Raw genomic sequence first — 26604 nt, 5'->3', positions numbered from 1 at the left:
TTTCGGCCGAACGTGTGATTTGCCGAACGATCCTGTTTCCGGCTTGCGTCAGCCGGGTCATGTCAGGTGTACTCGTATTGCCATCCCGAGCGGCTGAGAGACCTGGCTCTACGACGCCGCAGCAACCACCCCTCCACAGGGGCAGGTGCTTCAGCCAGGATCGATGGAGGATCACGTGCCCAGGATGCGAATGCTCACCCGCCGGCGGGTCGTCGACCACGGCCGCCGCACGTCTTCGGCCTGTCGCAGCTTCTGAAGCCCCAAGCGTGCCTCCTGGGCGCCTTCGAATCCTCGCGTCCTCTTCATCCGGGACACCTTTCTGAGCTGAACCGCCGGTCGCACACGCCACGAGCGTGCGCCGCCGCACGCAGTCGTGGAGCGAAAACGTGATCACTGTCGAGAACCTCACCAAGACCTTCCCCGGGAGTACCGGACAGGTTCGCGCGCTGGACGGCGTGAACCTGGACGTCGCCGCGGGCACCGTCCTCGGCGTCGTCGGCCCCAGCGGAGCGGGCAAGTCCACCCTGGCCCGGTGCGTCGCGCTCCTGGAGCGCCCCGACAGCGGTTCGATCCGCGTCGACGGCACCGACCTCGTCTCCCTCGACGGCACCGCGCTGCGCGCCGCCCGCCGGCAGATCGGCGTCGTGCCGCAAGGGGATTCCCTGCTGCGCCAGCGCACCGCCGCGGGCAACGTCGCGCTGCCGCTGGAGGCCGCGGGCGTGGCCGGTCCGCAGCGCCGCAACCGCGTCGCCGAACTCCTCGACCTGGTCGGCCTGACCGACAAGGCGGGCTCCTACCCCGACCAGCTGTCCGGTGGCCAGCGCCAGCGGATCGCGGTCGCGCGGGCGCTCGCCGCGTCGCCGTCGGTGCTGCTGGCGGACGAGCCGACGTCCGCGCTCGACCCCGACACCACCGGCTCCGTGCTCACCGTGCTGGACCGGGCGCGTGCCGAGCTGGGCGTGACGGTTCTCGTGGTCACGCACGACATGGGCGTGGTCCGGAAGATCTGCGACGACGTCGCGGTGCTGGAGGACGGCCGGGTCGTGGAGCACGGCAAGGTGCTCGACCTGGTGTCCGACGCCGCCAGCCGCACGGCCGCGTCGCTGCTGCCCGCCGTGGACCAGAACCCGGCCGCGGAAGGCTCGTTCGACCGGGTCGCGGACATCGTGCTGATCGGTTTCGCCGCCGTGGGCGCGCTGCTGCCCGAGGCCACCAGCCGGTTCGGCGTCGAGCTGAACCTGCTGGGCGGCGGCCTGACCAGGCTGGGGGAGACCCCGGTCGCGCGGTTCCGCGTCGGCCTGAAGGGTGAGCGCGCGGACTCGGCGTTGGAGTGGATCTCGGAGGCAGGCGGCTCGGTGCGCCGGACCCTCGCGGGTCCCCAGGGAGTAGCTGCGTGAGGACTGCTACACCCTGGTCGGAGGTCTTCGACCAGCTGCTCGTCGCCACCGGTGAGACGTTGTACATGGTGGTGGTCTCGACCCTCATCGCGGTTCTGCTCGGCACACCCGTCGGCATCTGGCTTCAGCTCACCGCTCCCGGTGGGCTGAGGCCCCGCCCGGTGCTCCACAAGGTCCTCGGGTTCGTGGTGGACCTCGGCCGTTCCATGCCGTTCCTGGTCCTGCTGGTGGTGCTCACCTCGCTGACCAGGCTGCTGCTCAGCAGCACCATCGGCCCCACGGCGGCGATCGTGCCGCTGTCGGTCGGCGCGATCCCGTTCGTCGGCAGGCTGGTCCAGAACGTGCTGTCCGAGGTGCACGTGTCGGTGGTGGAGGCCGCCGTCACGACCGGTTCGTCCACGTTGCGGATCGTGCGCAGCGTGCTGCTCCGCGAGTCGCTGCCCGCGCTGGTCAACGCCGTCGGCGTGACCGCGATCGCCCTGCTGGGCTACTCGGCGATGGCCGGGGTGGTCGGCGGCGGCGGTCTCGGCGACCTCGCCGTGCGCATGGGCTACCAGCGGTTCAACGACCGCTTCCTGTGGAGCACGGTCGTCGTGCTGGCCGTCATCGCCACCGCGATCCAGCTCATCACCAACCGCGTGGCCCGCGGCGTCGACCGCCGCCGCACCACGTCCGCCTGACGGGTGTTTCCAGAAGCATCCTTTCCAAGTACGACCCTTTCCCAGTTCCCAGAAGGAATGACATGCGTATTCGTGCTGCCCTGCTCGCCGTGCTGCTGACCGCAGTGGGCTGCGGTAGTGGCGACACCGGCGCCGCCTCCGACCCGGACGCGCCGCTCAAGGTGGGCGTGAGCCCCGTCCCGCACGCCCAGGTGCTGCGGTACGTGGCGGACAACCTGGCCGCCGAGAAGGGGCTGAAGATCGAGGTCGTGGAGTTCACCGACTACGTGCAGCCGAACACCGCGCTGGTGGACGGGTCGCTGGACGCGAACTACTTCCAGACCGTGCCGTACCTGGACACGTTCAAGGCGGAGAGCGGCGCGCGGCTGGAGTGGATCGGCCCGGTGCACATCGAGCCGCTGGGCGTGTACTCGAAGAAGCACAAGTCGCTGGCCGACCTGCCGTCCGGCGCGCGCGTGGCCGTCGCCAACGACGCCACGAACGAGGCACGCGGCCTGAAGCTGCTCCAGGACAACGGGCTGATCAAGGTCAAGCCGGGCGCGGAGGGGACGGCGACCATCCGGGACATCGCGGAGAACCCGAAGAACCTGGAGTTCGTCGAGCTGGAGGCCGCCCAGCTGCCCCGGTCGCTGGACGACACGGACGCGTCCGTGGTGAACGGCAACTACGCCATCGACGCCGGCCTCAAGCCCGCGTCCGACGCGCTGGCGCTGGAGAAGGCCGAGGGCAACCCGAACGCCAACGGCCTCGTCACCAGGGCCGAGCTGAAGGACGACCAGCGCATCAAGGACCTGCTCGCCCTGCTCCAGTCGCAGCAGGTCAAGGACTACATCAAGGAGACCTTCTCGGGCTCCGTGCTCGCCGTCTGACCCGTCTGACCCGTCTGATCGCCAACGCCTCGCCACCCACCTGCCCGGGTGCGGGCAAGCGAGAACGCTTCGCAGGGGTCCCCGCCAAGGGGACCCCTGCTTTGATCTTGCCGGCCGACCCCGACAATGCCGGGCCGCTCGCCCCGGCCTGTGGACAACTCCGGCTGTGGACAACTCGGGAACGCCGTTCACGAGTCACATTCCGACGCAGGTCAGCGGTCGGTAGGAGCGAGCAACCCGGAAACGCCCGTACGCTTCATGGCGTGCTCGCTGTCGTCCCGCCCCCGGTCACCGTCCGCGTCCCGGCCAAGGTCAACCTCCACCTGGCCGTAGGCGATCCACGCGCGGACGGCTACCACGACCTGGTGACGATATTCCAGGCCTTGTCGCTGACCGACGAGGTCACCGTCGCCATCGCCGACGACCCCGGAGTCGAGGTGCACGGCGAGGGCGCCGACTCGGTGCCCACCGGCGCGTCCAACCTGGCCTGGCGGGCGGTGCGGGTGTTGGCCCAGCACGTCGGCCGCGACCCGGACGACCCGAAGGTCCGGGTGGCGATCCGCAAGGCCATCCCGGTCGCCGGCGGCATGGCGGGCGGCAGCGCGGACGCGGCGGCGACGCTCGTCGGCCTGGCGTCGCTGTGGCGGCTGGAGATCAGCCGGGACGAGCTGGCGGGCCTCGCGGGCAAGATCGGCGCGGACGTCCCGTTCGCCATCTACGGCGGCACGGCGCTGGGCACCGACCGGGGTGACCGGATCGTGCCGGTGCTGGCGCGGCACACGTTCCACTGGGTGCTGGCGTTCGACCGGCGCGGCCTGTCCACGCCCGAGGTGTTCGACGAGCTGGACCGGCTGCGCGCGGACGGCGACCCGCCCCGCGTCGGCGAGGCGGAGGCCGTGCTGGAGGGCCTGGCGTCCGGCGACCCGCGTCAGCTCGCCCTGCTGCTCGGCAACGACCTCCAGGCCGCCGCCGTCTCCCTGCGGCCGAACCTGCGCCGCACGTTGCGCGCGGGCGTGAACGCGGGCGCGTTGGCCGGCATGGTGTCCGGATCGGGGCCGACCTGCGCGTTCCTCTGCACGGACGGTGACTCGGCGGTGCGCGTGGCGGCCGAACTGGCGGGCGCGGGCGTGTGCCGGACGGTGCGGGTGGCGCAGGGGCCGGTGCACGGCGCGCGCGTCGTCGGCACCGAGGAGTCTCCCCGGCCGATCCCGCCCGAGGTCCACGCGTGAGCTACTCGCCGGTCTTCTTCGCCAACAGCGTGATCTCGGTGTCGCAGGGCACGACCTGACCCGCGGCGACGTCCTGCGCCGTGGTGGTCCAGTTCCGGTCGACCACGAGCACCCGTCCCTGACCGGTCGCGTCCTCTTCACGCAGCCGGTAGAGGCCCGCGGCCTGCATGGTGTCCTGCGCGCTCTGGTGGATCATGCCGACGACGTCCGGGACGGTGCACGTCTTCGCGACGTCGGTCTGCGGCTTCGGCGCGACGGACGTGGTGTAGGTCGCGTCACCGATCATCTGCGTGGTGTCGGTGGCGGCCGGCGGCGCGGTCCCGTCACCGCCGTCACCACCGTCGGCGAGGGCGCCCACGACCACCACGGCCGCGACCACGCCCACCACCCAGACCCACTTGGGCTGTGACATCGGACTCTCCAGGATCGGTTACAGCCTGTAGGTCGATGTGGAGCGCTCCGTTGTTACCGGTGCGGTAGCTAGGCTGGCGTACTGCGGTGGCGGTCGTCGGGCTTCGCCACGGTCGTTCCCACTGCCGGCTCGGCCGGCGTGTTGTCACACAATCTCGATGAAGGTGCTGGTACATGGCCAACTTGGTCAACTTGGAGAGCGTCTCCAAGTCGTTCGGCGTGCGTCCGCTGCTCGACGGCGTGTCCCTCGGCGTCGGCGAAGGCGACCGCATCGGCGTCGTCGGGCTCAACGGCGGCGGCAAGACGACGCTGCTGGAGGTCTTGGCCGGTCTCGCCGAACCGGACGAGGGACGGGTCAGCCAGAACCGCGGGTTGCGCATGGCGGTGGTCACGCAGCGCACCGAACTGGCCGAGGGCTCGACCGTGCGCAACGCCGTGATCGACCCGCTCGGGTTCGACGCCGAGCACGAGTGGGCCGCCGACTCGCGGGTGCGGTCGATCCTCGACGGCCTGGGCATCACCGGGTTCGGGCTGGACTCGCCGGTGGGCACGATGTCCGGTGGCGAGCGGCGCCGGGTGGCGTTGGCGGCGGCTCTCGTGCAGGACCTGGACCTGGTCGTGCTGGACGAGCCGACCAACCACCTCGACGTCGAGGGTGTGCGGTGGCTGGCCGAGCACTTGCTGGCCCGCCGCACGGCACTCGTCGTGGTGACGCACGACCGTTGGTTTTTGGATACCGTGTGCAGCCGCACCTGGGAGGTCGTCGGCGGTCGCGTCGAGCAGTACGAGGGCGGCTACGCGGACTGGATCTTCGCCCGCGCCGAACGCGCCCGGCTGGCCGACACGATCGAGGAGAAGCGCCGCAACCTGGCGCGCAAGGAGCTGGCGTGGCTGCGCCGAGGCGCGCCCGCCCGCACGTCCAAGCCCCGCTACCGCATCGACGCCGCCGAGGCGTTGATCTCCGACGTGCCGCCGCCGCGCGACTCGGTCGAGCTGCTGGCGTTCGCCAAGCGACGGCTCGGGCGCACGGTGCTGGAACTGGAGGACGTGACGCTGACCGTGCCCGACCGGGTGCTGGTGCGCGACCTGACGTGGCGGATCGGGCCGGGTGACCGGGTCGGGATCGTCGGCGTGAACGGTTCGGGCAAGACGACCCTGCTGAGGGCGCTGGCCGGTGAGCGTGAGCTGGAGAGCGGCAAGCGCATCCAGGGGCAGACGGTGAAGCTCGCGCACCTCAGCCAGGAGCTGCACGACCTGGACGGGTCGATGCGGGTGCTGGAGGCCGTGGAGGAGATCGCGCGGCGGGTCGTGCTGGGCAAGCAGGAGATGTCCGCGTCGCAGCTGGCCGAGCGGTTCGGGTTCTCGTCGCAGAAGCAGTGGACGCCGGTGGGCGATCTGTCCGGTGGTGAGCGGCGGCGGTTGCAGCTGTGCCGGTTGCTGATGGCCGAGCCGAACGTGCTGCTGCTGGACGAGCCGACCAACGACCTGGACATCGACACGTTGCAGCAGCTGGAGGACCTGCTCGACTCGTGGCCGGGGACGCTGGTGGTGATCTCGCACGACCGGTACCTGGTGGAGCGGGTGTGCGACCAGGTGGTGGCGTTGTTCGGCGACGGTGGGCTGACCGACCTGCCCGGCGGTATCGAGGAGTACCTGCGGCGGCGGGACAGGCAGAAGGAAGCCGACGCCGTGCCGGTCGCCAAGCCGACGTCCGCTCCCTCGTCGGCCGCGGACCAGCGTGCGGCGCGCAAGGAACTGGCCCGCCTGGAACGTCGCCTCGAAACCTTGCAGAAGAAGGAAGCCCAACTGCACGCGGCGTTGGCCGAGGCAGCCACCGACCCCGAGCGCCTGATGGCCCTGGACGCCGAACTGAAGGCCGTCCTGACGGAAGCCGAGGACGTCGAGTCCCAGTGGCTCACTGCCGCCGAAACCGCCGAAGGCTAAAACCCCACCTCACCGCGTGTGTCCTACGTTCGCGCCGCGAGAGTCCTACGTTCGCGCCGCGAGAGTCCTACGTTCAGAACACCTGAATTCAACGCTCAGAACACCGGCCGACGAACCTGAGTGTTGAACTCGGGGTACCTGAACGTAGGACTCTCGCGTTCTGAACGTAGGACACACGCGGTCTGGAGGTAGGACACACGGGTTAGGGGAGGGTGGTCAGGAAGGTCAGGACGCGGGTGGTGAGGGTGTTGGCGGCTGTCGTGTCGTAGGACGGCAGGCTGTTGTCGGCGAACAGGTGTTGGGCGCCGGGGTAGAGGAACAGTTCGGCGTGCGGGGTCGACGTGACCAGGGCGCGGGCCGCGTCCAGGTCGCCTTCGTCCACGAACAACCCGTCGGCGTCCATGCCGTGCACCTGGACCGGCACGCCGTCGGGCCACGCCTCGCCGAACTCGGTCACCGGGACGCAGGCGCTGAACAGCAGGGCGCCCCTCGCGCCTGGTCGGGTCTGGGCCAGCATCTGGGCTGGTAGGACGCCCAGTGAGAAGCCCGCGTAGACGACGTCGTTCGGCAGAGGTTCGGCGGCGGCGCGGCCGCGTTCGATGATCGTGCCGAAGCCGACTTCCCGCGCGTACCCCATGCCGTCTTCGAGCTTGTCGAAGATCCGGCCCTCGAACAGGTCCGGGACGTGGACGGTGTGACCGGCTTCCCGCAGCTGCCCGGCGAAATCACGCACCCCGGACGTCAGTCCGTGTGCGTGGTGGAACAGCAGCACCTCGGCCATCTTTCCTCCAGGTGACACGATCGGAGCCCCGCCCGTGAACCGTAACGGCCAGATGGCCTAACGGCCCCGTCGACGGAGTTCGGCCACCAGCAGCGGCATCAGCTCGTCCACGAACGAACAGTCGTACCCCTGTCCCGCGCTCAACGACGTGGCGAACTTCGTCTTGGCCACCTCCTCCGACGACGCGCCGATCATCCCGTCGAGGGCGATGCCGATCTCCTCCAACACCCGGTCCACCTGGGACGACCGGTAACCGCGCTGCGCCGGCCCCGCCAACGGGATCTTGATCAAGCGCAGCTGCTTCCACGACGTGATCGGTGGGAGCGCGCTCGGCCGCAGCGGTCCGTCGCCCAACTGCTTCTCGATCCGCGCCAGGAACGCGTCCACCTCGGTCTCGTCGTACCCGCGCCGACCGAACATGGGCCGGCTGAAGCGGACCTCGCGCACCTCGCGGGCGGTCAGGTCGTCCTGCCCGAGCAGCGTGTTCTCGATCCGGTCCAGGAACTTGTCGACCTGCGACTCCTGGTAGCCGCGACGGCCGCGTGGTGGTTTCCCGAAGGCGGCGGTGCGGACGTCACGGGCGGTCAACGGGCGGGTGCCGGGGCCCGGACGCGGTCGGACGGGAGGAGGCGAGGCCGGCGGGGCGAGCGGGGTGACCGGGGAAGGCGGCCCGAGCGGGGTGACCGGGGTGACCGGGGCGAGCGAGGTGACCGGGGAAGGCAAAGCGGGCATGCGTTCCAACGTCACCACGACCAGGTCGAGGAACGTGTCCACGTCGTCCTCGTCGTAACCCACCTGCCCCGGTGGGGCGTAGCTGAACTCGAAGTCCTGCACTTCCTGCGCGGTCAGGTCGTCCCGCCCCGCCAGGGTGTTCTCGATCCGGCCGAGGAACGCGTCGATCTCGCCCTCGTGGTAGCCCCGGTTCCCCGGTCTGGGCTTGTGGAACCGCACACCCCGCACGTCCTGCGGTGTCAGCCCGGCGGCGGGCCGCATCCCGGTCGACGTGGCGTGCGCGCCCTGGGCGGGTGCGGCGGCCTGGTGCCGTTGCGGCGTGGAACCGAGCGTTTCGGCGACGAGGTCCATGAACGCGTCGACCTCGACCGCGTAGTAACCCGGCCGCCCGGGTCTGAACCGCACCCGGCGCACGTCCTGCTCGGTCACGTCGTCCCGGCCGAGCAAGGTCTCCTCGATGCGGTCGAGGAAAGCGTCCACCTGGCCCTCGTCGTACCCCGGCTGACCGGCCGGAGGGCGGTGGAAGGCGACCTGCCGCAGATCCTGCGCGCCCAACAGCGGCGCCGGATGTGCCGGCATGTGCTGGCGCGCGTCGAACCCGGCCACGCAATACCTCCTTCGTGTGGTGTACCGGGGAGTATCGCCGGACGGTGGTCGGGTTGTTTCGCCCTATTGGCTCAATGCGTCAGATGATCGCTCTACCCTTGCTTTCATGAGCCGGTTCGTGGACACGATGGTGGCAACCGCTTCGGGTGCCGGGGGACGGGCGCGGGGCATGACCACGGGGGAGCCCGACGCTCCGACCCGCCGGTCGTGGGCGGAGGTGCACGAGGAGGCCACCCGCATGGCCGGCGCACTCGTTGCCGGAGGGGTGGCCAGGGGCGAGTCGGTCGCGGTCCTCGCGGGCGACCCGGCCACGATCGCGCCCGCCGTGCAGGCGGTGTGGCTGGCCGGCGGCAGCACGACCATGCTGCACCAGCCGACGGCCCGCACGGACCTCGCCGAGTGGGCCGAGGACACCCTCCGCGTGCTCACCATGATCGGCGCGAAGCTCGTGCTGCTGGGCGCGCCGTTCGACGCGCTGTCGGGCGTGCTGGACGAGCACGGCGTCGCCTACCGCAAGCTGGACGAGCTGTCCGGTGAGCCGCTGGAGGCCCCCGTCGAGGTCGACGAGGACATGCCCGCGCTGCTCCAGCTCACCAGCGGTTCCACCGCGGACCCGAAGGCCGTCCGCATCACGCACGGCAACCTGTGGTCCAACGCCAAGGCCATGGAGATCGCCGCCGAACTCGACCCGGAGACCGACCGGATGGTCTCCTGGCTGCCGCTGTTCCACGACATGGGGATGGTCGGCTTCCTGACCGTGCCCATGCTGTTCGGCATCGACCTGGTGAAGGTCACCCCGGTCGACTTCCTCGGCCGGCCCACCCTGTGGCCGGACCTGATCAGCCGCTACCGGGGCACGATCACCGCCGCGCCGAACTTCGCCTACGCCATCGCCGCCCGCCGGATGAAGGGCGTGGACGACGGGGCGTTCGACCTCTCGACGCTGCGGATCGCGCTGAACGGCGCCGAGCCCATCGACCCGGCCGCGGTGAAGTCGTTCACCGACGCGGGGGAGCGGTTCGGGCTGAGGCCGGAGTGCGTGCTTTGTGCATACGGTATGGCGGAAACAACGCTGGGGGTGGCGTTCGCGCCGGTGTTCACCGGTATCGCGGTGGACGTGGTCGACCCCGACGAGCTGGAGGCGGGCCACCGCGCCGTGCCCGTGTCGCCGGACAACCCCAACGCGCGGGCGTTCCCGCTGCTCGGACCGCCGCTGCCGGGACTTGAGGTGCAGGTCGTGGACGAGTCGGGCGCGGTGCGCGGTGAACGCGAGGTCGGGCAGCTGCGGGTGCGCGGCGAGGCCGTGACGCCCGGCTACCTCACCGTGGACGGCCCGCTGGCCACCCAGGACGCCGAGGGCTGGCTGGACACCGGCGACGAGGGGTACGTGGTGGACGGCCAGGTCGTCGTGTGCGGGCGGCGCAAGGACGTGATCATCATGGGCGGGCGCAACATCTACCCCACGGACATCGAGCGGGCGGCGACGGCCGTCGAGGGCGTGCGTGCGGGCAACGCGGTGGCCGTGCGGCTGGACGCGGGCACGCGGCGCGAGCGGTTCGCCGTGGTGGTCGAGTCGAAGCTGGCCGGTGAGGACGACGCGGTGCGGGCGTTGAGCAAGGAGATCAGCGCGCGGGTCGTGGACGCGGTCGGCCTGCGGCCGTTCTCGGTGGTCGTGTTGAAGCCCGGCAGCCTGCCCAAGACGCCGTCCGGCAAGCTCCGCCGCTCCGCCGCCGCGTCCCTGGTGCCGATGGGCTGAGATGTCCCCGGCTGATGTGCCCGCTGCCGAGCGGGCGCTCCGGCACGTCCAGGCGCGGTCGACGGGTGGGCCGCTCGACCGCGCCTGGCGCGTCACCCTCAACTTCCACCCCGAACGGGTGGTCGCCGCCCTCGTCGACACGGGGCGTTACGTGTCGCAGTTCGTCACCGGGACCAGCAACGGCGGGCTGACCGCGTTCGCCGAGGGTGACCGGTGGCGGTGGGAGAGCCGGATGTTCGGCGGCGTCTACGACCAGGCTCTTGCACACGAAAGGCCGGTCTACGGTGGCCTGAACTTCCGCCTCAGCCCGTACGGCGCGTCGCCGCGGTTCGGTTCGGCGCACCTCAGGCTGACCGCGGACACCCTGTCGCGCACCACGTTCTGCTACCCGGACAGCGTGCTGGAGCCCGAGCACTTCGGCACGGCGGACCGCATGGCGTTGATCGGGATCGCGCTCGCCGACGACCGGGACCTGCTGGACGACTACATCGAGGCACACGTCCACGGTCCGGTGTCGGTGGAGGCGGACGCGGAGGCGCTGGTGCTCGACCCGAGCTACCGGGGCACGGAGGTGGAGGAGGCGGCGTCACGCCTGCCTTGCGCGGTCGAGTGGCACCCCGGATACCGGCTGTCGGTGGACGAACTGCGCCGCCACCCCGACTTCCGCGGGCCGCGGTACGTCGACCTGGGCCTGGAGATCGCCGTGGACGGCATCCTCACCCCGAAGATCATCGGCGACGTCCGGGACCGCTACGACCAACAGGACCTGAAGAAGGTCTGGCACCTGCTGGCCCGCTTCGGCCGCCCCTGAAGCCCAGGGCACTCAAGCCCAGGGCACTCAGTGGAACTTGTTCTCAGTGGAATTTGTTCTGGGCGGCTTCCAGACCCAGTTCCAGCAACGCCTCCACGGCGTCCGCCGTCCGGTCCAGCTCGAAGGCCAGTTCCTTGCGCTCCACCAGCGAGAAGTCGCGCAGCACGTAGTCGGCGGCGTCCATCCGGCCCGGCGGCCGGTCCACGCCGAACCGCACCCGGTGGTAGTCCTTGACGCCCAACGACTTCGTGATCGACCGCAGCCCGTTGTGCCCGTTCTCGCCGCCGCCGAGCTTGAGCCGCACCGTCCCGAACGGCAGGTCCAGCTCGTCGTGCACGACGATGATCGACGCCGGCGGCACCTTGTAGAAGTTCGCGGTGCCCGCCACCGGCCCGCCGGAGGTGTTCATGTAGCCGCGCGGCTTCGCCAGCACGACCCGGCGCCCGGCCAACCGGCCTTCCAGCACCTCCGCGCCGGCCTTGTGCGCCTTGAACTTCCCGCCGACCCGCGCGGCGAGCACGTCCAGCACGAGGAAGCCGACGTTGTGCCGGTTGCCCTCGTACTTGGGGCCGGAGTTGCCCAGCCCGACGACCAGGCTCACGTCATCGACCACGGAACCGCAACTCCTGCTCAAGCTCGTCCAACAGGGCGTCCACCGCGCGCACCTGGTACCCGCGCCGCAGACCCGACGTGGTGCTGAACCTGGTGTGGCGGACCTCGCTCGCGGTCATCCGCCCCTGGCCGTCCAGCGCCGCGGCGGCCCGGCCGAGGAACGCGTCGACTTCGTTGCGATCGTAGCCGTTCGGCGATCGCGGCAGCTTCACCGCCAGCAGCGCGTCACCGGTCTGGAGGGTGGTCGGCGGCACGTGCCCGGACCGGAGCTGGTGCTCCAGGGCGGCCAGGAAGTCGTCCACGGTGCGCTGGTCGTACCCGCCCGCGATCTCGGTGAACACGATCGTGCGGACCTGATCGGGGTGCAGGCCGGTGCGTCCGGCGAGCGCGTCGGCGATGCGCAGCAGGAACGCGTCCACCTGCGCCGGGTCGTAACCCTTGCCTCTTTTGCGGGGGAACGTGGTGGCCCGCACCTGCGCCGGGCTCAGAAACGGGAACGGCACGCCGCCCCAGCCGTGCGGCTGGGGCGGCGTGCCGTTCGAGTTGCCCGACGTGATGGGCTCAGCCTTCTTCGGAGGCCTCGGCCTCGATGGCCTCGCCGGTGTCGCCGGCCACCTCGGCGGCGGTCGGCGCGGCGTTGATCGCGAGGACCATCGCGTCGCCGTCGGTCACCAGGGTGGTGCCGGCGGGCAGCACGAGGTCGGACGCGTGCACCTGGGTGCCCGCGCCGAGACCGGCGATGGAGAACTCGACCTGCTCGGGGATGCTGAGCGCGTCGGCCTCCACCTGGACGGTGGTGAGGTCCTGCGTGAGCAGGGTCGCCGCGGCGGCGTCGCCGGTCAGGACCAGCGGCACCTCGACGGTGACCTTCTCGCCCCGCTGCACCAGCAGCAGGTCGACGTGCTCGATGTAGTTCTTGATGGGGTGCGTGGTGACGGTCTTGGTCAGCGCCAGCTCGGTGGAGGACTCGATGTCCAGCGTGAGAACTGCGTTCTGACCGTGCTCGCGGACAACACGGGCGAACTCGAGCGCCGGCAGGGCCAGGTGCTTCGGGTCGGAACCGTGGCCGTAGAGCACCGCGGGGATCTTGCCGGCGCGCCGGGTGCGGCGGGCGGCGCCCTTGCCGAACTCGGTGCGCTGCTCTGCGGCGAGACGGACCTCGGACACGGTGGGGCTCTCCTAACGGTCTGGCCTGAGTAAACGTCGGCGGGTACGTCGGGCGGGGCGAAGCGGGGGTTGGCCTGCGGCGGTCGGGCGGCGCGGAGGGTGAACACGCGCGGCATCACACAACCGCCGCGTCGATCACGCCGAGCGTGATGCTCGCCCTCGCCGAGGCAACCTGAACAGTGTAGGCCGACCCGCTGGACAGGGCCTAATCGGGGCACCTGAACGAAGAACTCGAGCGCCCCGAACGGTTGAATTCAGGGGTCCTGGGTGTTCGACTCTCGCGCTCTGGGTGTTCGACTCTCGCGTGAGTCGAACGTTCGGGTCGCGAGAGTCGAACACCCAGGGTGGGTGTGTTCTACGTCCGGGGTCAGGCGTTGCCGTCGAACAGGGAGGTCACCGAGCCGTCCTCGAAGACTTCCTGGATCACGCGGGCCAGGAGGGGGGCGATGGGGAGGACGGTCATCGCGTCGAAGCGCTTCTCGGCCGGGATGGGGAGCGTGTCGGTGAACACGACCTCACGGGCGCCGCAGGACTGGAGGCGCTCCACGGCCGGGCCGGACAGCACCGGGTGGGTGGCCGCGATGACCACGTCCGACGCGCCCTCGGCGAGCAGCTGCTCCACGGCCTTGGTGATGGTGCCGCCGGTGTCGATCATGTCGTCGATGACGACGCACAGCCGTCCCTCGACCTGGCCGACCACCCGGTTGGCGACGACCTCGTTCGGCCGCAGCGGGTCGCGGGTCTTGTGGATGAACGCGATCGGCGTGCCGCCCAGCGTGTCCGCCCACTTCTCGGCCAGCTTGGTGCGCCCGGCGTCCGGCGACACGACCGTCAGCTCACGGCCCGCGTACTTGTCCCGGATGTGCTCGGCCAACAGCGGCATGGCCCACAGGTGGTCCACCGGGCCGTCGAAGAAGCCCTGGATCTGCGCGGTGTGCAGGTCCACGGCCACCAGCCGGTCCGCGCCCGCGGTCTTGAACAGGTCCGCCACCAGGCGCGCCGAGATCGGCTCACGGCCGCGGTGCTTCTTGTCCTGCCGCGCGTACGGGTAGAACGGCATGATCACGGTGATCCGCTTCGCGGACGCGCGCTTCAGCGCGTCCACCATGATCAGCTGCTCCATCAGCCACTGGTTGATGGGCGCGCAGTGCGACTGGATGACGAACGCGTCGCAGCCGCGCACGCTCTCCTCGAATCGCACGAAGATCTCACCGTTGGCGAAGTCGTACGCCGACTGCGGGGTGACCGAGACGTTCAGGTGCTTGGCCACCTGCTCGGTCAGCTCGGGATACGCGCGCCCGCCGAAGAGCATCAGGTTCTTCTTGGGTGTCCCGGACATCGTGGGGTTCACGGTCAGCGCCCTTCTTCGGTTGTGCCTGCATTCCCGGGCGTCCGGGTGTTCCCGGCCTTCTGGGCATTCCCGGCTTTCTGGGCGCGTTCCGCCGCCTCGGCGGAGGCCGTGCCCGGCCTCCGCGAGACCACCCAGCCTTCGAGGTTCCGCTGCGGCCCGCCGGACACGGCAAGCGCGCCGGGCGGCACGTCGCGCCGCACCACGGTGCCGGCGCCGGTGTACGCGCCGTCCCCCACGGTGACGGGCGCGACGAACATGTTGTCCGAGCCGGTGCGGCAGTAGGAGCCGATCACGGTCCGGTGCTTGTTCACACCGTCGTAGTTCACCGTGACGCTGGCCGCGCCGATGTTGGAGTGCTCGCCGATGGTGGTGTCACCGACGTAGCTCAGGTGCGGCACCTTGCTGCCGGTGCCGATCTCCGAGTTCTTGACCTCCACGAACGTGCCGATCTTGCCGTGCTCGCCGAGCCGGGTGCCCGGCCGCAGGTAGGCGAACGGGCCGACGGAGGCGCCCTCGCCGATCTCCGCGCCGGTGCCGTGCGTGCGGACCACGGTCGCGCCCGCGCCGATCGCGCACGCCGACAGCGTGGTGTCCGGGCCGACGGACGCGCCCTCGCCCACGGTGGTGCCGGCGCGCAGCTGCACGTTCGGCTCGATCAGCACGTCCCGCCCGAGCCGCACGTCGGCGTCCAGCCACGTGGTGGCAGGGTCGACCACGGTCACGCCCGCGCGCATCGCCTGCTCCACGAGCCGGCGGTTCAGCTCCGCGCCCAGCCGGGCCAACTGCACGCGGTCGTTCACGCCCTCGACCAGCCACTGGTCGGACGTGACCAGCGCGCCCACGCGCCGTCCGTCACCGCGCGCGATGGTCAGCACGTCGGTGAGGTACAGCTCGCCCTGCGCGTTGTCGGTGGACAGCCGGGAGAGCCCGTCGCGCAGCACGCCCGCGTCGAACGCGTACACCCCGGAGTTGATCTCGGCGATGGCCAGCTGCTCGGGCGTGGCGTCCTTCTGCTCGACGATCGCCTCGACCGAGCCGTCCGCGGACCGCACGATCCGCCCGTACCCGGTGGGGTCGGACACCACGGCGGTCAGCACGGTCACCGCGTTGCCCCGCTCGCCGTGCTCGGCCAGCAGCCCGCGCAACGTGTCGGCGTCCAGCAGCGGCACGTCGCCGTAGGTCACCACCACCGTGCCGCCCAGGTCGGCGGGCAGTTCCGCCAGCCCGCAGCCGACCGCGTGGCCGGTGCCCTTCTGCTCCTCCTGCACCGCGACGGTGACCTTGCGGTCCAGCGTGGTGGACAGGCTGTCGAGATGTGCGGCGACCGCGGCGCGGCCGTGGCCGACCACGACCGCGAGGTGGTCCGGGCCGGTGCCGGCGGCGGCGCGCACGGCGTGCTCCACCAGGGAACGGCCGGCGATGCGGTGCAACACCTTCGGAGTGGCTGAGCGCATGCGGGTGCCTTCACCCGCTGCGAGGACGATCGTGCTGACTGGGGCGGGTACACCCTCGAGCATCAGCGCTCTCCCTAGCTGAGTGCGTGTTCCAGCGGGAGGGGCCTGGCTTCCCGCCAGGTGCCGATACTAAGCCTCCGACGAGGGCTCGACTTCCACCGCCGCAACCTGGCAGCCACCTCGGCGCTTCGCCACGTACATCGCCGAGTCGGCACGGGCCAGCGCGGCGTGCGCCGCCTCGCGCGGCCGCACCGAGATCACGCCGACCGACAGGGTGACCCCCCGGGACAGGTCGGAAGGCAGGCCAGCGACTGCTTCCACGGCCCGGCCGAGGGCCGCCTCGGCGGCGTGCAGGGGTGCGCCGGGCAGCAGCACCACGAACTCGTCGCCGCCGTACCTGGCGACCAGGTCGTCACCCCGCAGCGCCTGCCGGAGTGTGCTCGCAATCACGCGCAGGACGTCGTCGCCCTCGGCGTGCGAGTGCTTGTCGTTGACCACTTTGAACCCGTCGAGGTCCACCAGGGCAACGGCCATCGGGTGGGTCTGCGCGTTGATCAGCGTGGCCAGCCGGTCGTCCAGCGCGCGCCGGTTCGGCAGCCCGGTCAGCGGGTCCTGCAACGCCTGCTGCGCGATCGCGCCGTGCGCCCGCGTCAGCCGTTCGTGGTCGCGCCGGGTGAGCAGGGTGGCGGTGCGGGCCTCCTGCATCATCCACAGCTCCACCTCCAACGCGTTGGCGTAGGTCTGCAGCGCGGAGATCGTGCGCTCGCCGTGCGGGCCGGACAGGCGGGCGTACTCGCGGGTCAGGCACAGCATCAGGGTGGGCTCGGAGGAGTCGTGCTCCAGCCGGTCACGGGCGTCGTGCAGCACCTGCAACGCCTGCTGCGGCAGTTCCTCCATCTCCAGGCAGCGGGCCAGCGCGATCGACACGATGATCAGCTCGCGGGCGTACATGGACAGCTCGCGCAGCGTCCACAGCCGCGCGATGTGCTCCGCGCCGGGTTTGGCCAGCGCGTGCGCGGCACCGATCACCGGCACCTGCTCGGCGGCGGTGCGGTCCCGCCTGCCGGGGTGCAGCGACTCGCGGAACGGGCCCTCGACGGCGGTGGCGATGGCGGACGCGGTGGCGAACCGCTCGGTGGCCTCCTCGAAGTTGTCCACCCGCTCCAGCCGCAGGCCCCAGCCGATGAGCATCCGGGCCCGGTTGACCAGGTGGACGTAGATCTGGTGCGGGTTGGCGCTGTCCCGGATCGCGTTGTGCGCCCGTGCCAGCACCTCGTCCGCCATCTCGTAGACGCCCAGCTGGGTGAGCACGAGCCCGGTCGACTGCAACGCGGAGGCGAGCAGCCGGTCCCACGTGCGCTTGTCCAGCATCGGGTCCGGGGTGAGGTCCTCCTCGAGCATCGCCAGGCCGCTGGCGACCTCGGTCAACGCCTTGTCCTCCATCCCGCCGAGCAGGTAGCGGCGACCGCGCAGGGCGTGCGCCTCGGCCTCCAGCACCAGCAGGCCGTGCCGGCGGCAGTGCGCCAGCATCTCGTCCAGGACCGAATCGGACAGGTCGACCAGACCGGGTGTGACGATCCGGACCACCGCCGCCGCGCGCAGGAGCTGGCCGACGATCCGCGGCTCGCCGCGGCCCTGGGCCTCGTCCAGGATCTCGTCGACCTCGTGCGCCGCGTCGAGCTGGTCCGACAGGTGGCTGCTCTGGGCCACGGCCACGAGCTCACTCGCGCGGCCGACCAGCCACGCGTCGGACATCTCGTGGAGCCCTGGCGCCACGTTGTCCTGCTCGTCGACCGCTTCCTCGTGCAGCGACTCACACCCCCATGCAGACGCAGGGCGGCCGGGACCTTCGTGGCCCGGCCTTCTCGCTCCGCCACCAGGATTCGAACCTGGACCATCGGAACCAAAATCCGAGGTGCTGCCTTTACACCATGGCGGAACGGTCGGGGCTCGCCCCGACCGCGCGAACACATGTTGTCACGAGTCTCCCAGGAAGGTCAGCACCACCACTCAAGTGGCGGCAACCCCTGGGTAATTCGATCATGACACTACGTGTTGGCGCAGGTCAAATGAGTGCGTGAGATCGCCCACGTCACGGTTGGGTGAAGCCTGCACGGCCGCACGTCGACGCTCTGTGGCTCCTGCGGCGGGTGTCGGGATGGTGATCAGCCACGATTTCGTGCGAAATAATCACCCGCTTAACTACATGCTGTAGTCGATCGGGCACTACCGGATGTCCTCGATCGAGTCGAGGAAATCGGTGAGCCTGCGCTCGTAGGCCTCCGGGTCGACGTTCCACGCCGCCGTGTGCTCCGCGGTGGGCACCTCGACGTACTGGACGGGCCAGGCGAGCCGGTTCGCCGCCTCGGCCAGCTCCCGTGACGCCCGCACCGGCACGGTGCCGTCCGCGCCGCCGTGGAACAGCAGCGTCGGCGGCTTGCGCGCGGGCGGGTTCTCGACCAGGTCGAAGCGGTCGAACTCCAGGTCGACCCGCCAATCGGAGACCAGCTCCGCGATCGGCACCAGCTGCTCGGGCACGCCCCGGTTGCGCGACTGCAGCTCCAGCGTTTCCGTCCAGTCCACCACGGGCGCGTCGAGCACGACGGCGGTCACGCCGTCCGCCTCCGCCGAGCGCGCCAGGAACTGGCCGACGATCGCACCGCCCATCGACCAGCCGTACAGCACGACGTTGCGCGCGCCGTGCTCCTCGGCGTACCGCACGGCCGACTCCACGTCCCGCCACTCCGTGTCGCCCAGGTGGTAGAGGCCGTCCGGGGAGCGCGGCGCGCCTTCGTCGTTGCGATAAGTGATGGCGAGAACGGGTAGCCCGAGTTGGTGCAGCGCAGGCATGACCCGCAGCGCCTCGGCCCTGGTGCCGCCCCGGCCGTGCACCGCGACCACCCACGTGGACGAGGTCGCGGGGACCAGCCACGCCGGCGCGTCACCCAATTCGGTGGGAATTCGCACTTCCGTGAAGTCCAGGTCGTGCGCGGTGTCGGGATCGGTGCTCCACACCGAAGTCTCCATCCGCACCGGCGTGCCGGGCGCGGGCGCCACGCCCTGCAACTCGCGGACCACCATGCCCTCGGACCGCTGGGTCACCGGGCCGACTTTCGCGCCGCCGCCCGGCCACACGAGACCCCATGTGCCCGGCAGCACTGTGACCCTGGACTCCGCCAGCGTGACGGTCCCCGAGGCGGACGAAGTGACGGTGTCGCGGTAGCCCGGACGGGCGTTCTCGGGTTCGAGGAGTTCGCCGCTGTAGTACCAGCCGAACGCCAGCAGACCGCCGCTGATCAGCAACAACACCACCGCGAACGTGATGAGGGCAGTCCTCGGTCGATGGCGCTTGCGGACGTTCGGTGACCCCATCACCGAATGATGCACCCGCGTTGATCGACACGCCCGATTTCCTGAGAACACGCCATGACTTTGGCGCCGGCTCTGGCGGGACAAGGTTCACCTAACTTACGCTGCCGTAAGTTACGGTCCCGTAGGTAGCCCCGAACACACAACGAGGTACATGTATGACCAGCACCCTGGAGAGCAGGTCCACGCCGCAAGGTCCCGAGGATCGCGGACCCAAGCCGATGATCGAAGGACGGCGCGGGCACGCTGAGCAGTTCGGCGTCTACGTGTTCGTCATCGTGCCGTTCCTGGCTCTGCTCGCGGCCGTTCCGCTCGCCTGGGGCTGGGGGCTGGGCTGGGTGGACGTCGCGCTGTTCGTGGCGTTCTACTACGTGGCCGGCCTCGGCGTGACGGTCGGCTTCCACCGGTACTTCACGCACGGCTCCTTCAAGGCCAACCGAGCGCTCAAGATCGGCCTGGCCATCGCGGGCATGATGGCGCTGCAGGGTCCGGTGATCGTCTGGGTCGCCGACCACCGCCGTCACCACGCCTTCTCCGACCGCGAGGGCGACCCGCACTCGCCGTGGCTGTTCGGCAGCGGCCCCGTCGCGCTCGCCAAGGGCTTCTGGCACGCGCACATGGGCTGGCTGTTCGAACGCGACAAGACCAACGCGCAGCGCTTCGCCCCCGACCTGCTGGCCGACGAGGACCTGGTCCGCGTCGACAAGCTGTTCCCGCTGTGGACCGCGATCAGCCTGCTCGCGCCCGCCGTGCTCGGCGGTCTGATCACCATGTCGTGGATGGGCGCGCTCAGCGCGTTCTTCTGGGCCGGTTTCGTCCGGGTGGCGTTCCTGCACCACGTGACGTGGTCGGTCAACTCGATCTGCCACATGGTGGGCGACCGCCCGTTCGCCGCCCGCGACCGTTCCGCCAACGTCTGGGCGCTGGCGATCCTGAGCTTCGGCGAGTCGTGGCACAACCTGCACCACGCCGACCCGACGTGCGCGCGGCACGGCGTCAAGCGCGGTCAGATCGACACCTCGGCCAGGGTGATCTGGATGTTCGAGAAGTTCGGCTGGGCGACCAACGTGCGCTGGCCGAACGAGCAGCGCCTGGCCCGCATCAGCGCCAAGAAGCAGTAGTCGAGAGGTAGCCGAGAGGCAACCGTCCACCTGCCCCTCGCGGTCACCGCGGGGGGCAGGTGTTTAGGGTGGTTTGGATGGCGGGGAGACGGCGCGACCAGGACACACCGGTGCCGCGCGTGCGGATGACCGGCAAGGAGCGGCGCGAGCAACTGCTCGACGTGGCTCGGGCGCTGTTCGCCGAGAAGGGCTTCGAGGTCACCTCGATCGAGGAGATCGCGCACCGGGCGGGGGTGTCCAAGCCGGTGGTGTACGAGCACTTCGGGGGCAAGGAAGGCATCTACGCGGTCGTGGTGGACCGCGAGATGCAGTACCTGATGGACCACATCGTCAACGCGCTGTCCGGCGGGCACCCGCGTGAGCTGCTGGAACAGGCGGCTTGTGCGCTGCTGGACTACATCGAGGGGTCGACGGACGGTTTCCGGATCCTCGTGCGCGATTCGCCCGTGGCGTCGTCCACCGGCACGTTCTCGTCGTTGTTGAACGACATCGCGTCGCAGGTGGAGTCGATCCTGGGCCTGCACTTCTCCCGCCAGGGCTACGACCGCAAGCTCGCGGCCCTCTACTCCCAGGCCCTGGTGGGCATGGTGGCCCTCACCGGCCAGTGGTGGCTGGAGGTGCGCAAACCGAAGAAGGACGAGGTAGCCGCCCACCTGGTCAACCTGGCCTGGAAGGGCCTCTCCCACATGGACCACAAACCCCGCCTACGCACCCGCTAACCCGAGAGTCGAACGCTCAGGCCTCGTGAGTCGAACCTTCAGGTCCCGAGAGTCGAACGCTCAGGTTGCGTGAGTTCAACGCTCAGGGCAGCGGCCGCCGAACCTGAGTGTTGAACTCGGGGTACCCGAACGTTCGACTCTCGTGTCCTGGACGTTCGACTCTCGCGTGGGGTGGGTTAGGACGCGGTTACTTTGAGGATTTTGTCGTCGGTGCCGTTCGAGGTGGTTACGTAGAGGGCGCCGTCGGGGCCCGGTTCGGCGCCGCGGAGACGGCCGTGGGTGCCGTCCAGTTCCGGTGGGATGGCGACCGAGTGCACGCCGCCCTCCTGGGTGACGGTGAACAGCAGCACCTTCGCGCCCTTCAGGGCGGTCACGGCCAGCACGCCGTTCAGGTTGCCCCACTGCTCGCCGACGAGGAACGCGGCGTCGCAGATCGCCTCGGTCGGCCTGCCGGAGGACCACACGGCGGGCACGGCGTCCGGGAACCGTTCGAGGTCGGTCATCGGCACGTCCTCGTCGTAGCCGCCGACCGTGCCGCCCTGCGACGGGTCCCAGCCGTAGTTGCCGCCCGCTTTGAGGACGTTGACCTCGTCGTCGGTGCTCGGGCCGTGCTCGGCGGTGAACACCATGCCGTCCTGGCGGACCGCGACGCCCTGGATGTTGCGGTGGCCGTAGGTGTAGATCCGGTCCCCGAACGGGTTGCCGGCCACGCCCTCACCGGTGGCGAGGTCGATCCGCAGCACCTTGCCGCCGAGGCTGGACTTGTCCTGCGCGACGTTGCCCCGCGCGGTGTCCCCGGTGCCGACGAGCAGGTTGCCGTCCCGGTCGAGCGCCATCCGGCACCCCGAGTGCCGGCCGCTCGGGTTGGTCGGCAGGCCCGACACCAGCGGGTCCTTCACCCTGGTCGCCTTGGCGCCGTCGAGCTGCCACGTCACCAGCCGCACGTCCTGCGCGGTGTTGAAGCACGTGGTGAACCGCTTGCTGGTGGCGAAGTCCGGGTGCACGACCAGGCTCATCAACCCGCCCTCGCCGCGCGCCTCGACGTCACCGAGATCGGCCTCGACGTCGGTCGCCCGCCCATCCGAGACCAACGCGATCTTCCCCGGCCGCTGCGGCACGAGCATCCGCCCGTCGGGCAGGAACCCCACGTCCCACGGGTGGCTCAACCCGGCCACCACCACCTCGACCCGCAGACCCTCGGGTGCGGTCGTGCCGGGCGCGCTACCCCCGGCGCCCTCCGCCGAACACCCGGCCAACACCGCCACGGCGGCCAACCCGACAACCCGACGCATACCCCTCAGCATGCCAACACCCATGTGTGCTCACCGTTCACGAGGTGGTCGACGCGACAGGCGACGGATAGGGACGTTCCACCGGCAGCAACGCCCGCGCGCCGTCCAGGTCACCGGCCCGCACCAGGTCGCGGATCCGGTGGGCCAGCGGCGTCACGTCGGTCAGTCCCACGACCCACTCGTCCACGTACCGGCGCGACGCCTCACCCGCCAGCCCCAGCTGCAACGACCGGTACGGCAGCTCGCCCAGCCGCAGGTCCCGTTCCGGGTCCCACTGCACCCGCACGTCCGGCTTCCGCACGCCGGTCTCACTGCTCGGCACGGCCGCCCGCACCGCCCAGTCGAACCCCGAACGGGTGATCCGCACCGCCAGCACGCACTCCTGGTCGGGCTTCGTCCCCCACCCCGACCGGTACATCATCCAGAGGAACGACGGCTTGATCCACGTCATCCTCCCCGGCTTGAACGGCGGCACGAACCCGCCCGCGGCCAGCGCGGGAACGGCGATGAGCGGCGAGTACGCCTGGTACACGGTGATGTGCCGATCGTCGTAGTCGGCCCTGATCTCCTTCTGCTCCACGTACCCAGCGTCACCCACCGGTCAACCGGTAATCAGGGGCACCCCGTCGCGGAGAGCCGTAGGCTGGCAACCGAGAACCCCTCCGGTGGACGTTCAGTCCCGGGCAGGGGTCTGTCCGCGTTGACCCCGGGGAGCCATCGCAATGCCCCAGCCCGGCCCGTTGTCCGGCCTGCTGACCGCTGTCCTGCCCGACAAGGCGCTGCGCGCCCTCGCCGACTCGGTCGGCGTGCCCGACCTCGAACTCGAAGGCCCGCCGGCGGCCCGACCGCTGGTCGCGGCGGCCCTCGCGAACAGCGCACCCGTGCTCGCGGTCACCGCGACCGGCCGTGAGGCCGACGACCTGAAGTCCGTCCTGTGCGACCTCATCGGCGCCGAGCAGGTCGCGCTGTTCCCGTCCTGGGAGACGCTGCCGCACGAGCGGCTGTCCCCGAGGGCCGACACGGTCGGCGCGCGCCTGGAGGTGCTGCGCCGCCTGGCCCACCCCGACGGCAACCCGCTCAAGGTCGTCATCACCACGGTCCGCAGCCTGATCCAGCCGATGGCACCCGGCCTCGGCGACCTCAAGCCGGTGCGCCTGGCCGTGGGCGGCGAGCACGATTTCGAAGAGCTCCTGGCCAACCTCACCGAGATCGCCTACACCCGCGTCGACATGGTCGAGAAGCGCGGCGAGTTCGCGGTCCGCGGCGGCATCCTCGACGTGTTCCCGCCGACCGCCGAGCACCCGATGCGGGTCGAGTTCTGGGGTGACGAGGTCAGCGAGATCCGGCCCTTCGCCGTCGCCGACCAGCGCTCGCTGCCGCAGGAGGTGGACGCGTTCATCGCGCCGCCGTGCCGCGAACTGCTGCTGACCGAGTCGGTCAAGGGCAAGGCCGCCGCCCTGGCCCGAGAGCACGCGGCCGACGCCCACCTGCACGAGTTGCTGGAGAAGATCGCCAACGGCATCCCGGCCGAGGGCATGGAAGCCCTCATCCCGGCGCTCTGCGAAGGCGACCTCCAACTGCTCACCGACGTCGTCCCCGAGGGCACGCACGTCATCCTCAACGACCCGGAGAAGATCCGGGCGCGCGCCCAGGACCTCGTGCGCACCGGCCAGGAGTTCCTGGAGGCGTCCTGGATGGCCGCGGCCGGCGGCGGCCAGAGCCCCATCGACCTGGACTCCAGCGCCTACCACAGCCTCGCCGACGTCGCCCGCGCCGCGAAGGAGAAGAACCGCCCCTGGTGGACGCTCAGCCAGCTCACCACCGAGGGCGCGGACGTCGTCCGCATGGAGCTCAAGCACGTCGAGGCCTACCAGGGCGACATCGACCGGGCGTTCGCCGACCTGCGCGCGCACACCGTCTCCGGCGGCACGGCGGTCCTCGTCGTCCCCGGCGCGGGCACCGCCCAGCGCGCCACCGAGCAGCTGCGCGAAGCCGACGTCAACGTCGTCCTCCGGGACACCCTCGACACCGCGCCCAAGCCCGGTGCGGTCACCGTCGTCCGGGGCGCGCTGGAGGACGGCTTCTCGCTGCCCGAACTGGCCCTGGTCGTGCTCACCGAGACCGACCTCACCGGCGGCAGGCACGGCACCAGCACCAAGGACATGCGCCGCATGCCCAGCCGCCGCCGCAACGCGGTGGACCCGCTCGCCCTCAAAGCCGGCGACTACGTCGTGCACGAGCAGCACGGCATCGGCAAGTACGTCGAGATGGTGCAGCGCACGACCAAGGACACCGCCGGCAACACCGCGACCCGCGAGTACCTGGTCCTCGAGTACGGCTCCAGCAAACGCGGCCAGCCCGGCGACCGGCTGTTCGTGCCGACCGACCAGCTGGACGAGGTGTCCCGCTACGTCGGCGGCGAGCTGCCCACGCTGAACAAGCTGGGCGGCAGCGACTGGAAGAACACCAAGGCCAAGGCGAAGAAGGCGGTCAAGCAGATCGCCGCCGAGCTGGTCCAGCTCTACGCCGCCCGCCAGGCCGCGCCCGGTCACGCCTTCGCGTCCGACACGCCGTGGCAGCGCGAGCTGGAGGACGCCTTCCCGTTCACCGAGACGATCGACCAGATGGCGGCGATCGACGAGGTCAAGTCCGACATGGAGCGCACGGTCCCGATGGACCGGGTGATCTGCGGCGACGTCGGCTACGGCAAGACCGAGATCGCGGTGCGGGCGGCGTTCAAGGCGGTGCAGGACGGCAAGCAGGTCGTCGTGCTCGTGCCGACGACGCTGCTCGCCCAGCAGCACCTGAACACGTTCACCGAACGCATGCGCGCGTTCCCGGTGAACATCAAGGGCCTGTCCCGGTTCACCGACCAGATGGAGGCCGAGCAGACGATCACCGGCCTGGCCGAGGGTGACGTGGACATCGTCATCGGCACGCACCGGCTGCTCCAGAAGGGCCTGCGCTACAAGGACCTCGGCCTGGTCATCGTGGACGAGGAGCAGCGCTTCGGCGTCGAGCACAAGGAGCACATCAAGGCGCTCCGCACGCACGTCGACGTGCTCACGATGTCCGCGACCCCGATCCCGCGCACCCTGGAGATGTCGCTGGCGGGCATCCGCGAGATGTCCACCATCCTCACCCCGCCCGAGGAGCGGCACCCGATCCTCACCTACGTCGGCGCGTACGACGACAAGCAGGTCGGCGCGGCCATCCGCCGCGAGCTGCTGCGCGACGGCCAGGTCTTCTACGTGCACAACCGCGTGTCCTCGATCGAGCGCGCCGCCCGGCACATCCGCGAGCTGGTCCCCGAGGCCCGCGTGATCACCGCGCACGGCCAGATGAACGAGGACAAGCTGGAGAAGATCATCCAGGGGTTCTGGGAGAACGAGTACGACGTGCTCGTGTGCACCACGATCGTCGAGACCGGCCTGGACATCTCCAACGCCAACACCCTCATCGTGGAACGCGGCGACATGCTCGGCCTCGCCCAGCTGCACCAGCTGCGCGGACGCGTCGGCCGCGGCCGGGAACGCGGCTACGCCTACTTCCTCTACCCGCCCGAGGCCACGCTGACCGAGACCGCGCACGACCGGCTGGCCACGATCGCGCAGAACACCGAGCTGGGCGCGGGCATGGCGGTGGCCATGAAGGACCTGGAGATCCGCGGCGCGGGCAACATCCTCGGCGCCGAGCAGTCCGGCCACATCGCGGGCGTCGGCTTCGACCTCTACGTCCGGCTCGTCGGCGAGGCCGTGGAGGCGTTCCGGCGGCACGCGGGCGCGGACGGCGAGGTGGAGGAGGAGCTGGCCGAGGTCCGCGTCGACCTGCCGGTGGACGCGCACATCCCGCACGACTACGTGCCGGGCGAACGGCTCCGGCTGGAGGCGTACCGCAAGATCGCCGCCGCCGGGGACGCCGACGCCCTGCAGGCCGTCTGGGACGAGCTGAAGGACCGCTACGGCACCCCGCCGCTGCCCGTCGAACGGCTGCTGGCGGTGGCCCGGTTCCGGCAGACGTGCCGGGCGCACGGCGTCACCGAGGTCGCCACCCAGGGCGCGACGATCCGGTTCGCGCCGCTGGAGCTGAAGGACAGCCAGCTGGTGCGCATGCGCCGGCTGTTCCCCAAGGCGGTCTACAAGCAGGCCAACGGCACGGTGAGCGTCCCTAGGCCGACCGAGGGCGCGGCCGGCGGCCGGATGGGCGCACCCCAGTTGCGCGACCAGGAGCTGCTGGATTGGTGCGCGCACTTCCTGGAGTCGTTGGCGGGGACTCCCGTGAGCGGCGTCACGAGGTCGTGAGA

General features: G+C 70.6%; 23 protein-coding genes, 1 tRNA gene and 1 riboswitch. Of the genes, 10 read left to right on the top strand and 14 right to left on the bottom strand.

What is annotated here, in order from left to right:
- Positions 1-77: 77 nt before the first annotated feature.
- A riboswitch (SAM riboswitch) is annotated at positions 78-170 on the top strand.
- Position 171: 1 nt separating this feature from the next.
- Positions 172-306, bottom strand: a complete 135-nt coding sequence (locus tag FM051_RS53080; RefSeq protein WP_274383522.1) for a hypothetical protein — start codon at positions 304-306, stop codon at positions 172-174.
- 80 nt (positions 307-386) lie between these two features.
- On the opposite strand from FM051_RS53080, the gene FM051_RS09090 reads away from it, so the two are divergent.
- From FM051_RS09090 to FM051_RS09075, 4 genes are all read left to right on the top strand, one after another.
- A complete protein-coding gene (locus FM051_RS09090; RefSeq protein ID WP_158842467.1) occupies positions 387-1397 on the top strand; it encodes a methionine ABC transporter ATP-binding protein in 1011 nt (336 codons plus the stop codon).
- Positions 1394-2077, top strand: coding sequence for a methionine ABC transporter permease (locus FM051_RS09085; RefSeq protein ID WP_158842466.1), 684 nt, complete (start codon positions 1394-1396; stop codon positions 2075-2077). Before FM051_RS09090 ends, FM051_RS09085 begins: the two co-directional genes overlap by 4 nt.
- A gap of 62 nt (positions 2078-2139) precedes the next feature.
- The gene (locus tag FM051_RS09080; RefSeq protein ID WP_158842465.1) at positions 2140-2946 is read left to right on the top strand and encodes a MetQ/NlpA family ABC transporter substrate-binding protein; all 807 of its coding nucleotides are present in this window, start codon (positions 2140-2142) and stop codon (positions 2944-2946) included.
- A 263-nt stretch (positions 2947-3209) separates the two neighbouring features.
- Positions 3210-4175, top strand: a complete 966-nt coding sequence (locus tag FM051_RS09075) for a 4-(cytidine 5'-diphospho)-2-C-methyl-D-erythritol kinase (protein WP_158842464.1) — start codon at positions 3210-3212, stop codon at positions 4173-4175.
- Between the two features lies 1 nt (position 4176).
- Here the strand turns inward: FM051_RS09075 and FM051_RS51600 are convergent, their stop codons facing one another.
- On the bottom strand, positions 4177-4587 hold the full coding sequence (locus tag FM051_RS51600; protein ID WP_238412251.1) for a PASTA domain-containing protein: 411 nt from the start codon (positions 4585-4587) through the stop codon (positions 4177-4179).
- Positions 4588-4760: 173 nt separating this feature from the next.
- Between FM051_RS51600 and FM051_RS09065 the strand changes: the two genes are divergently transcribed.
- Positions 4761-6530 carry an ABC-F family ATP-binding cassette domain-containing protein gene (locus FM051_RS09065; protein WP_158842463.1) on the top strand — a complete coding sequence of 590 codons (1770 nt, stop codon included), beginning with the start codon at positions 4761-4763 and terminating at the stop codon, positions 6528-6530.
- A 202-nt stretch (positions 6531-6732) separates the two neighbouring features.
- Here FM051_RS09065 and FM051_RS09060 read toward each other — a convergent pair whose 3' ends face one another.
- Positions 6733-7311: a dienelactone hydrolase family protein gene (locus FM051_RS09060; protein ID WP_158842462.1), complete on the bottom strand. Its 579-nt coding sequence runs from the start codon at positions 7309-7311 to the stop codon at positions 6733-6735.
- 57 nt (positions 7312-7368) lie between these two features.
- A complete protein-coding gene (locus FM051_RS53075) occupies positions 7369-8649 on the bottom strand; it encodes a DivIVA domain-containing protein (protein WP_202918751.1) in 1281 nt (426 codons plus the stop codon).
- A gap of 106 nt (positions 8650-8755) precedes the next feature.
- On the opposite strand from FM051_RS53075, the gene FM051_RS09040 reads away from it, so the two are divergent.
- Together FM051_RS09040 and FM051_RS09035 are read left to right on the top strand one after the other, a co-directional pair.
- Positions 8756-10405 (top strand): fatty acyl-AMP ligase, encoded by a 1650-nt coding sequence (locus tag FM051_RS09040; protein WP_158842461.1) that lies wholly within the window; start codon positions 8756-8758, stop codon positions 10403-10405.
- A 1-nt stretch (position 10406) separates the two neighbouring features.
- Complete coding sequence (locus FM051_RS09035; RefSeq protein WP_158842460.1) at positions 10407-11216, top strand: DUF3626 domain-containing protein; 810 nt, start codon at positions 10407-10409, stop codon at positions 11214-11216.
- Positions 11217-11259: 43 nt separating this feature from the next.
- On the opposite strand, the gene pth is transcribed toward FM051_RS09035, so the two are convergent.
- The 8 genes from pth to FM051_RS08995 all read right to left on the bottom strand — a co-directional run bounded on the left by pth (position 11260) and on the right by FM051_RS08995 (position 19172).
- Complete coding sequence (gene pth, locus FM051_RS09030; protein WP_158842459.1) at positions 11260-11829, bottom strand: aminoacyl-tRNA hydrolase; 570 nt, start codon at positions 11827-11829, stop codon at positions 11260-11262.
- Positions 11819-12331, bottom strand: a complete 513-nt coding sequence (locus FM051_RS09025) for a DivIVA domain-containing protein (protein ID WP_158842458.1) — start codon at positions 12329-12331, stop codon at positions 11819-11821. Before FM051_RS09025 ends, pth begins: the two co-directional genes overlap by 11 nt.
- A 58-nt stretch (positions 12332-12389) precedes the next feature.
- Positions 12390-12995, bottom strand: coding sequence for a 50S ribosomal protein L25/general stress protein Ctc (locus tag FM051_RS09020; protein ID WP_158842457.1), 606 nt, complete (start codon positions 12993-12995; stop codon positions 12390-12392).
- A gap of 367 nt (positions 12996-13362) precedes the next feature.
- The gene (locus FM051_RS09015) at positions 13363-14334 is read right to left on the bottom strand and encodes a ribose-phosphate diphosphokinase (protein ID WP_158842613.1); all 972 of its coding nucleotides are present in this window, start codon (positions 14332-14334) and stop codon (positions 13363-13365) included.
- A 14-nt stretch (positions 14335-14348) separates the two neighbouring features.
- A complete protein-coding gene (gene glmU / locus FM051_RS09010; protein WP_158842456.1) occupies positions 14349-15863 on the bottom strand; it encodes a bifunctional UDP-N-acetylglucosamine diphosphorylase/glucosamine-1-phosphate N-acetyltransferase GlmU in 1515 nt (504 codons plus the stop codon).
- Positions 15864-15929: 66 nt separating this feature from the next.
- Positions 15930-17576 (bottom strand): GGDEF domain-containing protein, encoded by a 1647-nt coding sequence (locus tag FM051_RS09005; RefSeq protein ID WP_238412249.1) that lies wholly within the window; start codon positions 17574-17576, stop codon positions 15930-15932.
- 92 nt (positions 17577-17668) lie between these two features.
- A tRNA-Gln gene (locus tag FM051_RS09000) sits at positions 17669-17739 on the bottom strand.
- Between the two features lie 287 nt (positions 17740-18026).
- Positions 18027-19172: an alpha/beta hydrolase family protein gene (locus FM051_RS08995; RefSeq protein ID WP_158842455.1), complete on the bottom strand. Its 1146-nt coding sequence runs from the start codon at positions 19170-19172 to the stop codon at positions 18027-18029.
- A gap of 155 nt (positions 19173-19327) precedes the next feature.
- Between FM051_RS08995 and FM051_RS08990 the strand changes: the two genes are divergently transcribed.
- Together FM051_RS08990 and FM051_RS08985 are read left to right on the top strand one after the other, a co-directional pair.
- The gene (locus tag FM051_RS08990; RefSeq protein ID WP_158842454.1) at positions 19328-20290 is read left to right on the top strand and encodes an acyl-CoA desaturase; all 963 of its coding nucleotides are present in this window, start codon (positions 19328-19330) and stop codon (positions 20288-20290) included.
- Between the two features lie 125 nt (positions 20291-20415).
- Positions 20416-21009 (top strand): TetR/AcrR family transcriptional regulator, encoded by a 594-nt coding sequence (locus FM051_RS08985; protein WP_053719425.1) that lies wholly within the window; start codon positions 20416-20418, stop codon positions 21007-21009.
- A 176-nt stretch (positions 21010-21185) separates the two neighbouring features.
- Here the strand turns inward: FM051_RS08985 and FM051_RS08980 are convergent, their stop codons facing one another.
- Positions 21186-22301: a PQQ-dependent sugar dehydrogenase gene (locus tag FM051_RS08980; RefSeq protein ID WP_158842453.1), complete on the bottom strand. Its 1116-nt coding sequence runs from the start codon at positions 22299-22301 to the stop codon at positions 21186-21188.
- 37 nt (positions 22302-22338) lie between these two features.
- Positions 22339-22899 carry a DUF4291 domain-containing protein gene (locus FM051_RS08975; RefSeq protein ID WP_238412247.1) on the bottom strand — a complete coding sequence of 187 codons (561 nt, stop codon included), beginning with the start codon at positions 22897-22899 and terminating at the stop codon, positions 22339-22341.
- Positions 22900-23023: 124 nt separating this feature from the next.
- Between FM051_RS08975 and mfd the strand changes: the two genes are divergently transcribed.
- Positions 23024-26602: a transcription-repair coupling factor gene (gene mfd / locus FM051_RS08970; RefSeq protein ID WP_162470691.1), complete on the top strand. Its 3579-nt coding sequence runs from the start codon at positions 23024-23026 to the stop codon at positions 26600-26602.
- The last annotated feature ends 2 nt before the right edge of the window (positions 26603-26604 follow it).

The organism is Saccharothrix deserti, assembly GCF_009769385.1.
GTDB lineage: Bacteria > Actinomycetota > Actinomycetes > Mycobacteriales > Pseudonocardiaceae > Actinosynnema > Actinosynnema deserti.
This window is presented reverse-complemented; position numbering and strand designations above follow the sequence as displayed.